Annotated in this window: 9 protein-coding genes; 7 read left to right on the plus strand and 2 right to left on the minus strand. The window is 68.5% G+C overall.

Annotated elements, in window-relative coordinates; all coding sequences use genetic code 11:
• Positions 1 to 561 precede the first annotated feature (561 nt).
• Together AC5P56_RS04705 and gshB are read right to left on the minus strand one after the other, a co-directional pair.
• The gene (locus AC5P56_RS04705) at positions 562 to 1,446 is read right to left on the minus strand and encodes an energy transducer TonB family protein (protein ID WP_014648095.1); all 885 of its coding nucleotides are present in this window, start codon (positions 1,444 to 1,446) and stop codon (positions 562 to 564) included.
• Entirely contained in the window at positions 1,446 to 2,393 is a 948-nt protein-coding gene (gene gshB, locus AC5P56_RS04710) for a glutathione synthase (RefSeq protein WP_046432057.1), read from the minus strand. The genes AC5P56_RS04705 and gshB overlap by 1 nt, the downstream gene beginning before the upstream one ends.
• Positions 2,394 to 2,633: 240 nt before the next feature.
• On the opposite strand from gshB, the gene pilG reads away from it, so the two are divergent.
• The 7 genes from pilG (at position 2,634) to AC5P56_RS04745 (ending at position 14,641) form a co-directional block, all read left to right on the plus strand.
• Entirely contained in the window at positions 2,634 to 3,035 is a 402-nt protein-coding gene (gene pilG / locus AC5P56_RS04715) for a twitching motility response regulator PilG (protein WP_005418455.1), read from the plus strand.
• 18 nt (positions 3,036 to 3,053) lie between these two features.
• Positions 3,054 to 3,416 carry a response regulator gene (locus tag AC5P56_RS04720; RefSeq protein WP_005410717.1) on the plus strand — a complete coding sequence of 121 codons (363 nt, stop codon included), beginning with the start codon at positions 3,054 to 3,056 and terminating at the stop codon, positions 3,414 to 3,416.
• Complete coding sequence (locus AC5P56_RS04725; RefSeq protein ID WP_014648092.1) at positions 3,416 to 3,946, plus strand: chemotaxis protein CheW; 531 nt, start codon at positions 3,416 to 3,418, stop codon at positions 3,944 to 3,946. Before AC5P56_RS04720 ends, AC5P56_RS04725 begins: the two co-directional genes overlap by 1 nt.
• A gap of 41 nt (positions 3,947 to 3,987) precedes the next feature.
• Positions 3,988 to 6,024, plus strand: coding sequence for a methyl-accepting chemotaxis protein (locus AC5P56_RS04730; protein ID WP_014038185.1), 2,037 nt, complete (start codon positions 3,988 to 3,990; stop codon positions 6,022 to 6,024).
• Between the two features lie 100 nt (positions 6,025 to 6,124).
• A complete protein-coding gene (locus tag AC5P56_RS04735) occupies positions 6,125 to 12,856 on the plus strand; it encodes an Hpt domain-containing protein (protein ID WP_049441324.1) in 6,732 nt (2,243 codons plus the stop codon).
• Positions 12,843 to 14,180 carry a chemotaxis protein CheB gene (locus AC5P56_RS04740; RefSeq protein ID WP_075077245.1) on the plus strand — a complete coding sequence of 446 codons (1,338 nt, stop codon included), beginning with the start codon at positions 12,843 to 12,845 and terminating at the stop codon, positions 14,178 to 14,180. The genes AC5P56_RS04735 and AC5P56_RS04740 overlap by 14 nt, the downstream gene beginning before the upstream one ends.
• Positions 14,177 to 14,641, plus strand: coding sequence for a chemotaxis protein CheW (locus AC5P56_RS04745; protein ID WP_014648089.1), 465 nt, complete (start codon positions 14,177 to 14,179; stop codon positions 14,639 to 14,641). Before AC5P56_RS04740 ends, AC5P56_RS04745 begins: the two co-directional genes overlap by 4 nt.
• The last annotated feature ends 40 nt before the right edge of the window (positions 14,642 to 14,681 follow it).

The raw sequence follows: 14,681 nt of genomic DNA on the forward strand, positions 1-14,681 counted from the left end.
GGGTTGGTTGATCGCATAAACCCAAAGCCGCGCTTGGCCGGGCGGGGTGGGTTCGCGGGGGACGCCGTAAACCCCGCTCCGCGGTCCGGCCCAGCCGCTGGCGGCTGTGCGTTCGGGCGCTTGCGAAGCAGTGCTTCGCAAGCAAAGCGCCCTCACCCATGGGGGCTTGGCCGCGGCATCCATGCCGCGGACACCCCCGCGAACCGACCCCGCCCGGCCTCTGACAGTTTCCGTGTGCGTCCGCCACGGAAAATCAAAAGAAAATCAAAGTCAACAGCGGATCGCTTCGCTCGCATCCACGCATGGCGTGGATGTGTGTCGACCAAGGTCGACACCTACCAACAGCAATGATGCGTCGGGATCTGTCAGAGGCGGGGCGGTATGGGCTTGCAGGACCGTTGGCGCCATGGATGGCGCCATCGAGCCCCCAGGGACGGGTTTACGGCGTGTCCTGCAAGCCCATACCGCCCCGCCAAACCCAATATCCCGACCGCTGCTGTTGATGTTGACTTTGACTTTGCTTCCAGCGGGTCCCGGGCCGCAGGCCCGGGCAACAAACCCCTACCGGTCGTCGTGCAGGGTGCCACCCGGCAGGAACACCCAGGTGCGGGTGACCTGCAGGATGTCGATCTCGTCCTCGGTCTTCGGCAGCGGCGGGAATGGCTGCGCAAGCTGCACCACCCGCAGCGCCGCCTCATCCAGCAACGGCGTCCCGCTTGAACGCAGGATCCGGCTGCTTTCCACGCTGCCATCGCGGCGCACGCCCACGCTGATCACCACCTGGCCGCCGAGCCGGCGCTGCCGGGCCTCGTCCGGGTAATTCAGGTTGCCGACGCGCTCGGCGCGGTCGACCCAGGCGCGCAGGTAATTGGCATAGGCATATTCGCGCGTGCTGGCCGACACGAACTTGCGGTTCGGGCGCTTGGCGTACTGCGCCGAGCGCAGATGCACCTCGGCCGCCAGCCGTGCCATCTCGGCGTCGCGCTGTTCGCGCGCGGTCAGCGGTGCATCCGGTTCGGGCTGCTCCGGTGTCGGGCGTGCCTGCGCCTGGGCCACTGCCTCTTCGCCGTTGCGGCTGCTGACCACCCGCGCCTGCGGCGGGGGCGCCGGCGCGGCCGACTGCTGCTGTTGCGGCACCGGGCTCAGCCCCGCCTGGGCCTGCGGAACGATGCCGGCCTGGTTGTCGCGCGGGCGCTGCGCACGGTCGTGCTCGCCGCCACCTTCCTGGCTGGCGGCGGCAAGGAAATCGGCCTGCTTCGGGGTCAGTGCGGTGCGGGTCTGGCTGAAGATCACCTCCAGCGTCGGCACCAGTGGTGCGTCGCCTTTCACCGCAAAACCCACGCCCAGGATCAGCAGGGCGTGGACCACGATCGACAGCGCGATGGTCGCGCCCAGCCGTTGCGCTTCGCGCGCCGGCGGGGGCAGGACGGCAGGTGCGGCCGCCATCAGCGCAGGCCGGCCTCGAGCGCGTCGAACAGGGTGCCGGCGATGTTCAGGCCGTACTGCGCGTCGAGCTCGCGCACGCAGGTCGGGCTGGTCACGTTGACCTCGGTCAGGTAATCGCCGATCACGTCCAGGCCGACGAAGCGCATGCCACGGCGCTTCATCTCCGGGCCAACCTGGCCGGCGATCCAGCGGTCACGCTCGCTCAGCGGGCGCCCTTCGCCACGGCCGCCAGCCGCCAGGTTGCCGCGGAACTCGTCACCCTGGGGAATGCGCGCCAGGCAGTAGTCGACCGGTTCGCCGTCGACCAGCAGGATGCGCTTGTCGCCGGCCGTGATGTCGGGAATGAACTTCTGGGCCAGCGCCAGCTTGCGGCCGCCGTCGGTCAGGGTTTCCAGGATCACGTTCAGGTTCGGATCGCCCTGGCCGCTGCGGAAGATCGAGCGGCCGCCCATCCCATCCAGCGGCTTCAGCACGGCCTGGCCGTGCTCCAGCGCGAAGGCCTTCAATGCCTTGGCATCGCGGCTGACCAGGGTCGGCGGGCAGCACTGCGGGAACAGCAGGGCGGCCAGCTTCTCGTTGTAGTCGCGCAGGCCCTGCGGGTTGTTGACCACGCAGGCGCCGGCAGCGGCAGCCACGTCCAGCACCTGCGTGTCGTAGATGTACTCGGCGTCGACGGGCGGGTCCTTGCGCATCAGCACGATCTGGCCGCGACCGAACGCGGTACGGCTGAACGCGCCCAGCTCATACCAGCCGGCCGGGTCGTCGCGCACCTGCAGCGGTGCGGTCTGGGCCACCGCCACGCCACCTTCCAGGGCCAGCCCGCCGGGCCGCACGTAGTGCAGGGCATGGCCACGGCGCTGGGCTTCCAGCAACATGGCGAAGGTGGTGTCCTTGGCGATCTTGATGTGGGCGATGGGGTCCATCACCACGATGACGTTCAACGGCATGGGCGCACCTGTCAGGCAAGGCGTTGATGGTAGCGGCAACGCCGGCCGTGTGCCTCCCCGCCGTAGTGCAACGCAGCGTCCGCCTGCCGGCAGCGCAGTCATTGCGAACCCGGTCACGTTCAGCCCGGTGCTACCCCCTGCGCGGCAGGCCGGCCTTGAAGCGGGCGCGGGAAGTGCGATATAGATACGCTTTCGCAGCGGCTCCCGCCAGAGATTGGGCCGTGCGCTTGGGGATAGGCAATGACTGAAAACACGACTGCGGGCGGGGAACTCGCAGGACTCCGGGTGATGGTCATCGATGATTCGAAGACCATCCGCAGGACTGCGGAAACGCTGCTCAAGCGCGAAGGCTGCGAGGTGGTCACCGCCACCGACGGCTTCGAAGCGCTTGCCAAGATCGCAGACCAGCAGCCGCAGATCATCTTCGTCGACATCATGATGCCGCGCCTGGATGGCTACCAGACCTGTGCGCTGATCAAGGGCAACCAGCTGTTCAAGGCGACCCCGGTGATCATGCTGTCGTCCAAGGATGGTCTGTTCGACAAGGCGCGGGGGCGCATCGTCGGCTCGGAGCAATACCTGACCAAGCCTTTCACGCGCGAAGAACTGCTGGGTGCCATCCGCACATACGTCAACGCCTGACCAGGGGGGAAAGGCACAATGGCTCGTATCGTCCTGATCGAGGATTCACCGACCGACCGCGCGGTGTTCACCCAGTGGCTGCGCCGTGCCGGCCACGAGGTGCTGGAAGCGGACAACGCCGAGGATGGCCTGCAGCTGGTCCGCGACCAGGTGCCGCAGCTGGTGCTGATGGACGTGGTCCTGCCCGGCATGAGCGGGTTCCAGGCCACCCGGGCGATGGCCCGCGATGCGGCGATCAAGCACATCCCGGTGATCATCGTCAGCACCAAGGCGATGGAAACCGACAAGGCCTGGGGCCTGCGCCAGGGCGCAGCCGATTACATCGTCAAGCCGCCGCGCGAGGATGAACTGATCGCGCGGATCAACGAACTGGTGGCCTGATGCGCTCGCCCTTCGACATCCTTGAAGCCTACGAACGACGCAGCCTGGCCCATGCAGTGCAGCTGCCCGGGCGGCAGTTCGCCCAGGACCTGTGGCGTGGCGTCGGTTACCGCGTCGGCCAGCGCCGGCTGGTGTCCGATTTCCGCGAAGTGGTGGAAATCGTGCCGATGCCGCCGGTGACCCCGGTGCCCTGCGCGCAGCCCTGGCTGCTGGGCGTGGGCAACCTGCGTGGCAACCTGTTTCCGGTGGTCGACCTGAAGTACTTCCTGGAAGGCACGCGCACCGTGCAGCAGGAAGGCCAGCGCGTGCTGATCATGCGCCAGGCTGGCGGCGACGTCGCACTGACCATCGATGAACTGTTCGGCCAGCGCAGCTTCGAGCTGGACCAGCAGATCGACGCGGGCACGTTGGCCGAAGGCCGCTACGGCCATTTCGTTGACCGTGCCTTCCATGCCGACGGCCATGACTGGGGCGTGTTCTCGCTCTCGCTGCTGTCGCGCACCCCTGAATTCCGGCAAGCCGCGGCCTGAGGCCGGGCATCGCCCCCTGCATTGAAGATCGAGGTTGAACGATGAGTACTGCTTCGGACGCCACCAAGACCGGCAAGCTGCGGCTGGGCGGCAGCAACCTCTGGCTGTTCCTGCTGCTGGCATCGATGATCCTGTTCGGCGTCAACACCGGCGTCGCCACCTGGCAGGGCAGCCGCCTTGCCGACGCCGGCTCCAAGGCCGCCGACCTGCAGGTGCTGTCGCAGCAGCTGGCCAACCAGGGACGTGACGCGGTCGGCGGCAACGCCCAGGCCTTCACCGCCTTCAAGGCCACCCGCAACGCGATCGAACAGAACGTGTCGACGCTGCAGGGCCGCTATGGCAAGGAGCCGGGCGTGTCCGGCGCCATCGCCACCCTGGGCGAAACCTGGGCGCCGCTGGGCAAGCAGGCCGGGCAGCTGGTGGCCAGCGAGCCGGCGGTGCTGGCGCTGGCCGGCAATGCCAACAACTTCACCGGCGCGGTACCGGGCCTGCAGGCCCAGCTGAACGAGCTGGTGCGCGCGATGTCCGCCTCCGGCGCCCCCTCGTCGCAGGTGTACAGCGCACTGCAGCAGGTCGTGGTGGCCGGTTCGATGGCCCGTCGTGTGACCGAAATGCGTGCCGGTGGCAGCGCCGCGGCGACCTCCGGGGATGCGCTGGCGCGTGACATCACCGTGTTCTCGCAGGTGCTCGACGGCCTGCGCAACGGCAACGAGGAACTGGGCATCACCGCCGTGCGCGGTGCTGCCGCCGTGGCCGCACTGGAGCAGTCGCAGCAGAAGTGGGAAGCGATGAAGCAGGACGCCGACGCGATCCTGGCCAGCTCGCGCCAGCTGTTCGCGGCGCAGTCGGCGGCGACCGCGCTGGGCCAGGGCTCGGCCCACATGCTGGACGACAGCCGCAAGCTGTTCGATGCGTTCTCCTCGTTCGGCTCGGTGTCCGACACCCGCCTGTTCCCCAACTTCTGGATCGGCGTGGTGTCCGGCGCGCTGTCGCTGATCGCGATCATCGGCTTCGTCTCCACCAACGTGCGCAGCCGCTCGCGCGAGCAGGAACTGCGTTACCAGACCCAGGTGGAATTCAACAGCCGCAACCAGCAGGCGATCATGCGGCTGCTGGACGAAATCTCCTCGCTCGGTGAGGGTGACCTGACGGTGAAGGCCTCGGTGACCGAGGACATGACCGGCGCGATCGCCGACGCGATCAACTATGCGGTGGACGAGCTGCGCCACCTGGTGACCACCATCAACGACACCTCGGCCAAGGTCGCGATGTCCACCCAGGAAACCCAGGCCACCGCGATGCAGCTGGCAGAGGCGGCGGGCCACCAGGCCAACCAGATCACCTCCGCCTCGGACCGCATCGGTGAAATCGCAGCGAGCATCGAGCAGGTGTCGCGCAACTCGGCCGAGTCGGCCGACGTGGCACAGCGCTCGGTGGTGATCGCCGCCGAAGGCGCCGGCGTGGTGCGCGAGACCATCCAGGGCATGGACCAGATCCGCGACCAGATCCAGGAAACCTCCAAGCGCATCAAGCGCCTGGGCGAGTCGTCGCAGGAAATCGGCTCGATCGTGGAACTGATCAATGACATTTCCGAGCAGACCAACATCCTGGCGCTGAACGCGGCGGTGCAGGCGGCGTCGGCGGGTGAAGCGGGCCGCGGTTTCGCGGTCGTGGCCGACGAAGTGCAGCGCCTGGCAGAACGTACCTCGGGTGCGACCCGACGCATCGAAAACCTGGTCCAGGCCATTCAGGCCGATACCAACGAAGCGGTCACCTCGATGGAGCAGACCACGGCCGAAGTGGTGTCCGGTGCGCGCCTGGCCGAGGACGCCGGTACCGCGCTGACCGAGATCGAGCGCGTGTCCAACGCCCTCAATACCCTCATCAAGAACATCTCCATCGCCGCCCAGCAGCAGTCGGCCGCGGCCTCGGACATCACCCGCACCATGGGCGTGATCCGGCAGATCACCGGCCAGACCTCGCAGGGTGCCGGGCAGACCGCAGAGTCGATCGGCCACCTCGCGCAGCTGGCGGCGGACCTGCGCCGTTCGGTCGCCGACTTCAAGCTGCCGGCGTGACGCGGGCAGGGCGGCGAGCAAGGAACCAGTCGATGAAGCATTTCCATTCCCCACGCCAGAATCCGCGCGGCCACCGCGCGGCGGCGAACGGAGCGCGTCCATGAGCAGTCTGCGCGATGCGATGAGCCACGCAGCGCTGGGCTGGGTCAAGCCCGAGCTGGACGAGACCCTGCGCCAGGTGCGCAACGAGGTCGAGTACTACGCGGAAGACCCGAGCGATGCCAGCCGCATGCGCATCTGCGCCGGCTACCTGCACCAGGTGCAGGGCACCCTGCGCATGGTTGAACTGTATGCCCCGGCGATGGTGGCCGAAGAGCTGGAGCAGCTGGCCAATGCCATCGGCGCCGGCCAGGTGGCCGACCGGGATGAAGCCTGTGCGACCCTGATGCGTGGCAGCGTGCTGCTGCCGGACTATCTGGAGCGCCTGCAGAACGGCCATCGCGACATTCCGATCGTGCTGATGCCGCTGCTCAACGAGATCCGCGCGTCGCGTGGCGAAGAAGGCGTCAACGACAGCGTGCTGCTGGCCTTTGCGCCGGACAGCATCACCGCCACCGAGGCCGAACTGGACCATGCCCGGGGCAGCCTGAGCGGGCGCAACCGCGAGCTGCTCGATACCGTCGGCAGCGCAGTGAAGGAAGAACTGCTGCGCATCAAGGATGCGCTTGACCTGCACCTGCGCACCGGCGGTGCACCGGAACAGCTGCAGACCCAGGCCAACGAACTGGGCGCCGTGGCCGACACGCTGGGCATGATGGGCCTGGGCGTGGCCCGTGGCGTGGTCGTGCAGCAGCGCGACGCGCTGCGTGGCGTGGTCGAGGGGCGCCAGCAGATCGACGAGAACCTGCTGCTGGATATCGCCGGTGCGCTGCTGTACGTCGATGCCTCGCTGGACGACCAGGTTGCCCATCTGGGCGCCGGCGGCAGTGGCGAGGACGATCCGAGCGCGGTGGAGAACCGGCGCACGGTGGAAGTGCTGGCCCATGAAGCCATCGCCAACTTCGCTGCCGCCCGCGAGCATTTCGTCGCCTTCATCGAAACCAGCTGGAACCATGCCGAGCTGCAGGATGTACCGCGCCTGCTGGGCGATGTGTCCGGCGCGCTGCGCATGCTCGACCTGGGTACCGCCGCCGATTACCTGCGTGGCGTGCAGCAGTACATCGAGGCCGAGCTGATCGGCCGCCAGCGCGTGCCCAGCGGCCGCCAGCTGGACACCCTGGCCGATGCCATGGCCAGCCTGGAGTACTACCTGGAAGCCCTGCGCGATCGTCGCCCGGGCCGCGAAGACATCCTCGAAATCACCCGCAGCAGCCTCGAGGCACTGCGCTACTGGCCGCTGCCCGAACGCAACGCCGCCGCACCGGAAGCGCCGGCAGCGCTTGCGATCGAACGTGAGCCGCTGCCGGTGCAGGTCGAGCCGCTGCAGCCCGAGCGCATCGAGGTACCGGTGCAGCCTGCTGCGCCCGCGGCCGGCGACGTGCCGGTATCGCTGCCGGACTTCACCTTCGATCCGCCGCCGGCCACACCGGCACCGAGGGTGCCCGACAACAGCCTGATGTTCGGCGCGCTGGGCACCGCGGGCGTCGTGGCCGCCAGCCCGTTGGATGCTGGCGCCTCGCCGCTGCCAACACAGGATGATGCCGAGGCATCGCTGGTCTTCGCCGCGTCCAGCGCACCTGCGCCTGATGTCCCGCAGTGGGAGCTGGCGCCGTTCTACCCCGAAGCCGAGGCGGCCGCGCCCGCCGGCGACGAACGCGCGCCGACGTTCGCCAGTTTCGATCCCGTCAGCTTCGAACTGGCCGACAGCGATCACGCCGATGCACCGCAGTGGTCGCTGTCCGAGGCGCCGCAGGTGCTCGAGGAAAGCGCAGCGCCTGCGATCGACGAGACGACGGACAGCGTGGTTTCGCCCGTGACCGGATTCGATGCTGCGCCGGTGTTCGATCCGGTAGCGGCCGAACGGGGCGCGGTTGCCGAGGCCGACGACGTGGTGTTCCGCTTCGACGCCGATGCACTGGACAACGCTGACGATGTGCTGTCGCTGCACGCGATGGAAACGTTGTCGCTGGACGATGACGCCGGGTTGCATCCGTCGCTGGAGATCGTCGATGCCGTGGCGCCGCCGCTGGCCGATGCATCGCCTGCGGCGGAGGTCAGGGTGGACGAGGCTCCGGATGACCTGCCGGCATCGTCGATCACGCCGCCGTCGATCGAAGCGCCCGCCCCGGCAGCGGAAACGTCGGCGCCGGCCGTGTCGGTGATCGATATCGACACCATCGCGCCGATCGATTTCAGCGAAGCCGATGCCCAGTTCTTCGCCGAGCTGAGTGCAGCTGCTGCCGGCTTCAATCCGCAGGCGATGCCCACCGCGACGGCACCGGAGGCGGTCGTTGCGACCGGCGCCGACGCCAATGCCGACGCGACTACGGGCTTCGACGCCGGCTTCGACGACGACGCCGAGAACATCGACGAGGACATCCGCGAGGTGTTCCTGGAAGAGTTCGACGACGAGCTCGCCAATCTGGGCACGCTGCTGCCGGCGTGGCGCATGCAGCCGGACAACATGGACCGGCTGCGCCCGATCCGCCGCATCTTCCATACCCTCAAGGGCAGTGGCCGCCTGGTTGGCGCACGTACGCTGGGCGAGTTCGCGTGGAAGATCGAAGGCATGCTCAACCGCGTGCTGGATGGCAGCCGCGCCGCCTCGCCGGCGGTGCTGGCGATGGTCGACAACGCACATGCGGCGCTGCCACAACTGAACGCAGCGCTGCGCCACGGCCAGCGCATCAGCGTCGACCTGCAGGCCATGCAGGCCATTGCCGATCGTGTCGGCGCAGGCGAGGAAACCTACTACGTACCGCTGCCGGGTGCGGCTGCGCCGGTTGTACCGGTTGCTGAAGCTGACGGCGAAGACGAGATCAGCCGCATTCTCGATGTGGAGGCTGCCGCCTCGGCGCCGGCCGATACCGACGTGGAGGCCGAAGTGGCCGGTACGCCGGCCAACATCGACAGCGTGCTGCGCGAGATTCTCGAGGCCGAGGTGGAAGTCCACCAGGCCACCCTGCAGGACTGGCTGCGTTCGGCGCAGCAGGCGCCGCAACCGGTCAGCGATGCACTGCTGCGCGCGGTGCACACCATGAACGGCGCCTTCGCGATGACCGAAGTGCCCGAGATCACGGCGGTGACCGGCGGCGCGGAGTCCTACATCAAGCGGGCACTGGCCGCCGAGGTGGTCCCGGGTGATGAAGGCGTAGCCGCCCTGGATGCGACTGCGCAGGCGATCACCGCCACCATGGAAGCGTTGCAGGCCGAACAGCCGCGCATCGCGCCGCAACAGGTACTCGCGCAGCGCCTGCAGGCGCTGGCTGGCGCGTTGCCGGAAGCGCGCTGGCCGATGGTGGGCCTGGAAGACGAAGAAGACGATCTGGCGCTGGATGACGAACCGCCGGTGGAACTGGACGCGGATGCATCGACAGCCGTCGCGCCTGAATCCGATGCGGTGCCGCATTCGTTTGCCGCACCGGAGCAGGACGCGGAAGCACGTGCCGATACTGTCGAAGCCCCGGTCGCCGACGTGGCGATCGAGGCCGGGCTGGAGGTCGGTGAGCTGACGGCCAGCGATGATCTTTCGCGCTACTTCGATGCCGGATGGCCGTCCGTACCGGGTGAGGAGGATGCGTCGCTGCCGGTGGTCGAATCGATCCAGGTGGCCGACGACGTTCCAGCCGTTGCCGTAGCCGGTGTCGAGGCGGAGGCCGAAGGTGTGCTGCGGTTGTCCGACGATGCCGGTTTGACCGTCGTGGATGATCTGTCGCCGTACCTGGATGCCAGTGCGCTGCCGGTTGACGACCGCGACGCCGAAGAGACTCCGGCCGCTGTCGAAGCCGTCGCATCTGACCTGAATGCGCCCTCGGCCGATCGCGCGCACGTGGCTGATGCCACGGCGTTCGAAATGCCTGCTGCACTGCCACTCGACAGCGAGCTGTCGAGCCTGCAGGATGAAATGGCTGCGCCGGGGTTTGCAGAACCGGTCTCGCTGGAAGCCGCGCTCGAGGCCGGCCTGCACGTGATCGACGAAGAGCAGCCCCTGGCCGACGACGGGCAATGGCCCGTGCTCGGCCTGCAGGCCAGCGAACTCGCGCCGGGCGAGGCGGAAGCCTTTGCCGAGGATGCGGACGTCGGCGGGGAGGCGGCGATCGGTGAAGGAGAGAGCGCCGATCAGCCGTCCCCGGCGACGGTGAATGAGGAGATCGCGGAGGCCGCAGCGCAGGCCACCGCCGAACCGGTACGCTTCTTCGAACTGGAAGACGCGCCGGGCCAGGCGGAGGTCCACGCCGAAGCTGCCGGCGTCGACGCGGTTGCGGTGTCGGATGCCGTGGCAGCCAGCGCGCCCGAAGCCGACGTGCCTGAAACCGTGACACCTGACATCCTTGCCATGCCGGTGCCGGAAGACAGCACCGATACGCTCGACTTCAGCGTCTACGATCGCGAGCTGGTCGACATCTTCGTCGAGGAAGGCAAGGACCTGCTCGACCACTGCGATGGCCTGATCAGCGAGCTGCGTGATGCACCGCAGGACCGCGAGGTGCTGGCCGGCCTGCAGCGTGACCTGCACACCCTGAAGGGTGGCGCACGCATGGCCGGCATCAACGCCATCGGTGATCTCGGCCACAGCATCGAATCGTTGCTGGAGGCGGTCGCCGCCGGTCGCACCGAGATCGAACGCCGCGATGTGCAGTTGCTGGAGCGCGGATTCGATCGCCTGCACCAGCTGCTGACCCGCACCGGTAACCACCGCGTGGTGGAACCGGCGCAGGATCTGGTCGATGCGTTCGAAGTGCGTACCACCACCGATATTGCCGCAGCAGCAGCGGCTGCCGCAGGCGCAGCGGACGTGGCGAGCGTTGCAGAAACCGCGTCGGCAGCGGTCGCCGGCCCTGCGCCGGCACTGCTCGATGCGCCGTTGTCGGCACCGCTGCCGGCCGAAGGCGTGATCGATGAAGATCCGCTGGCGCGCCCGCAGCAGGAACAGGTGCGCGTGCGCGCGGATCTGCTCGACCGCCTGGTCAACCATGCCGGTGAAGTGGCGATCTACCGCTCGCGCCTGGAACAGCAGCTTGGTGCCTTCCGCGGCGCGATGGGCGAGCTGGAGCGCACCAATGCGCGACTGCGCGACCAGCTGCGCCGACTCGACCTGGAAACCGAGGCGCAGATCGTCGCCCGCTACCAGCGTGAGCAGGACCAGGCCGATCAGAAGTTCGATCCGCTGGAACTGGACCGCTTCTCCACGCTGCAGCAGCTCAGCCGTGCACTGAACGAGTCGGCGGCCGATCTCGGGGGCCTGCAGGGCGTGCTCGACGATCTGTCACGCCAGTACGATTCGTTGCTGCAACAGCAGTCGCGCGTCAGCTCCGAGCTGCAGGATGGCCTGATGCGCGCGCGCATGGTGCCGTTCGATGGCCTGGTGCCGCGCCTGCGCCGCGTGGTCCGCCAGTCCGGAATGGATACCGGCAAGCAGGTGCACCTGACCCTGGAGGGCACCCACGGCGAACTGGACCGCAATGTCCTCGACCGCATGGTCGCGCCGCTCGAACACATGCTGCGCAACTCCGTGGCCCACGGCCTGGAAGCGCCGGAACAGCGTCGCGCCGCCGGCAAGCCGGAAGAGGGCGAAGTCGCCATCCGCCTGCACCGTGAAGGCTCGGAAATCGTGCTGGAAGTGGCCGATGACGGTGCTGGCCTGGACCGCGAAGCGATCCGACGCCGCGCCATCGATCGTGGCCTGTTGGCCGCCGACGCGCAGCCCAGCGAGCAGGAACTGGACAACCTGATCTTCGCCTCCGGTTTCTCCACCGCCGACCAGGTCAGCCAGCTGGCGGGTCGTGGCGTGGGCATGGACGTGGTGCGCAACGAAGTGCGCCAGCTCGGCGGCTCGGTCGACATCCAGTCGGTGCGTGGCCAGGGCGTGCGCTTCACCTTGCGCCTGCCGCAGACGCTGGCCGTCACCCAGGCGGTGTTCGTGCAGATCGGTGAAACCACCTTCGCCGTGCCGGTGGCCTCGGTCAGTGGTATCGGCCGCCTGTCACGCGAACGCTTCGAGGCCGCCGACAGCAGCTACCGCTACAGCGGCGAAGACTATCCGCTGTATGACCTCGGCAGCCTGGTCGGGCAGGCCCCGGCACGCGCCGATGGCCAGGACCAGGTGCCGCTGCTGCTGGTGCGTGCCGGTGACCTGCGCGCTGCCGTGGCGATCGACCAGGTGCTGGGCAACCGCGAAATCGTGGTCAAGCCGGTCGGCCTGCAGATCGCCTCGGTACCGGGCATCTACGGTGCCACCATCACCGGCGATGGCCGCGTGGTGGTGATCCTGGACGTCGCGCCGCTGGTGCGCCGTTTCCTCGCCAATCCGACCGCACCGGTGCTGGCCAATGCACCGCGCGACGAACGCCAGGTGCCGCTGGTGATGGTGGTCGATGACTCGCTGACCATGCGCAAAGTGACCGGACGCATCCTCGAACGCCACAACTTCGAAGTCAGTGTTGCCCGTGACGGCGTGGAAGCACTGGAGCGGCTGGAAGAGCGCGTGCCGGACCTGATGCTGCTGGATATCGAGATGCCGCGCATGGACGGCTACGAGCTGGCCACGGCGATGCGCGCCGACCCGCGCTACAAGGATGTGCCGATCGTGATGATCACCTCGCGCAGCGGCGACAAGCACCGCCAGCGCGCCTTCGAGATCGGTGTCCAGCGGTATCTGGGCAAGCCGTACCAGGAACTGGACCTGATGCGTAACGTGTATGACCTGCTGGGGATCGCCCGTGTCCGTGAGTGAAACCCATCCGGCCCCGGCCGTCGCCCTGCTGGCCCGCCCCGGTGCGGCGCGCGAACGCCTGCGCGAGGCGCTGTCGCATGCAGATGTGCAGCTGGTCCTGGAAGATGACCCGAACGGCCTGGAGCCACAGGTCCTGCAGGCTGCGGATCCGCAGTTCGTGGTGATCGCGCTGGAAGCGGCCATCGAGGACGCACTGGAACGGCTGGACGCCGTGCTCTCGGCACCGGGGCTGACCCTGGTGTTCGATGAGGCCGAGCTGGCCGCGCGCCGCGACGGCTGGGAGGCGCAGCGTTGGGGGCGCCATCTGGCCGCCAAGCTGCACGGCCACCAGCAGGTGTTGCCGCCGGGTGCCGAGGAAGAGCCCAGCCTGCAGCTGGAGCCCGGCCATCCGGCGCCCGCGCCGGCGCCGCAGGAAGAAGCCCTGCAGCCGCATCTGGCGCAGGCGCTGAGCTGGGCCGATGACGTTCCGGCCGACGGTCTGTACTCGCCGCCGGCACACCTGCACGAACCGATCGCGCTGGAGCAGGCCCTGGCGGCACTGCAGCCGGACGTGCCCGAACCACGGGATCCGCCTTCGCCGCCGCAAGCGCCGGCCGAACCGGCGGCGCCTGCGGCACCGCCGATCTCCTTCGATCACACCGCCTGGTCGCTGGTCGAGGAATCGATCGAAGCGCCGGCACCGGCAGAAGTGGCGGCGCCGGCTGCCGCGCCGCAGCCCTCCTTCGATACCGATCATTTGACCCTGGTCGATCTGGATGCCGCCGCCCCGGCCGGTGCGCGCGCCGCATCACTGCTGGTGCTGGCCGGCATCGGTGGCCCGGATGCGTTGCGTCGCCTGCTCGGCGCACTGCCCGCGTCGTTGAGCGTGCCGGTCCTGGTGCACATGCGCCTGGACGGTGGCCGCTACGGCAACCTGGTCAAGCAGATGTCGCGTGTTTCGCCGTTGCCGGTGCAGCTGGCCGAGGCCGGCCAGCGCGCCGCGCCGGGCGAGGTCCACGTGCTGGCTGATGATATCGGCGTGCGCGCGGCCAGCGATGGCCTGCATTTCCAGAGCGATGCCACCGGTATTTCGCTCGCTGCATTGCCGGCCGCACACACTGCGCTGGTGCTGCTCAGCGGTGCCGACCTGGCCCATGTCGGCCCGGCGCTGGACCTGGCGGCCGCCGGTGCGTGGGTGGCCGGGCAGGTAGGCGAGGGCTGCTACGACCCGGCTGCGGCCACCGCCGTGGTTGCTGCCGGCATGGTGGCCGGTGAACCGCAGGAGCTGGCGCAGGCAATTGCCGCGCGCTGGGGTGAGCAGGACGACAACGGAGAGGCACCATGAGCTACGCCAGCAACGACGAAATCCGCGGCGTCCTGATCCAGGCCGGCAACGAGCGCGTACTGCTGCCCAATGCCACCGTGGCCGAAATGATGTCGCGCGTACCGGTGCAGCCGGTCTCCGATGCGCCGCGCTGGCTGGTTGGCGAGATCGGCTGGCACGGCTGGCAGGTGCCGCTGGTGTCGTTCGCACGCCTTTCCGGGCTGGGCGAAGAGACGGTGGCCGGCCACAACAAGGTGGTAGTACTGAAGTCCCTCAGCGGCAACGCGCAGCGCCCGTACTACGCGCTGCTGACGCAGAACTTCCCGCAGCTGATCTCGGTGCCGCGCGACGGCCTGCTGGCCGACGCCTCCGAAGAAACCCTGCCGCAGATCGTGCACATGCGCGTGCTGCTGGGTGAGCAGAGCGCGCTGCTGCCGAACCTGGATGCACTGGAAGCGGCGCTGGATTCGCTGGCGGCCTGATCGGCAATCCGCCGGTCGGGTCGCCGGTAGTGCCGGCCGC

It is taken from the genome of Stenotrophomonas sp. YJH_SMC_131, from assembly GCF_059367975.1.

Excerpts from the sequence above, each read along its gene's own strand:
- AC5P56_RS04705 (WP_014648095.1), bottom strand. The coding sequence starts at position 1,446 with ATGGCGGCCGCACCTGCCGTCCTGCCCCCGCCGGCGCGCGAAGCGCAA.
- gshB (WP_046432057.1), bottom strand. The coding sequence starts at position 2,393 with ATGCCGTTGAACGTCATCGTGGTGATGGACCCCATCGCCCACATCAAG.
- pilG (WP_005418455.1), top strand. The coding sequence starts at position 2,634 with ATGACTGAAAACACGACTGCGGGCGGGGAACTCGCAGGACTCCGGGTG.
- AC5P56_RS04720 (WP_005410717.1), top strand. The coding sequence starts at position 3,054 with ATGGCTCGTATCGTCCTGATCGAGGATTCACCGACCGACCGCGCGGTG.
- AC5P56_RS04725 (WP_014648092.1), top strand. The coding sequence starts at position 3,416 with ATGCGCTCGCCCTTCGACATCCTTGAAGCCTACGAACGACGCAGCCTG.
- AC5P56_RS04730 (WP_014038185.1), top strand. The coding sequence starts at position 3,988 with ATGAGTACTGCTTCGGACGCCACCAAGACCGGCAAGCTGCGGCTGGGC.
- AC5P56_RS04735 (WP_049441324.1), top strand. The coding sequence starts at position 6,125 with ATGAGCAGTCTGCGCGATGCGATGAGCCACGCAGCGCTGGGCTGGGTC.
- AC5P56_RS04745 (WP_014648089.1), top strand. The coding sequence starts at position 14,177 with ATGAGCTACGCCAGCAACGACGAAATCCGCGGCGTCCTGATCCAGGCC.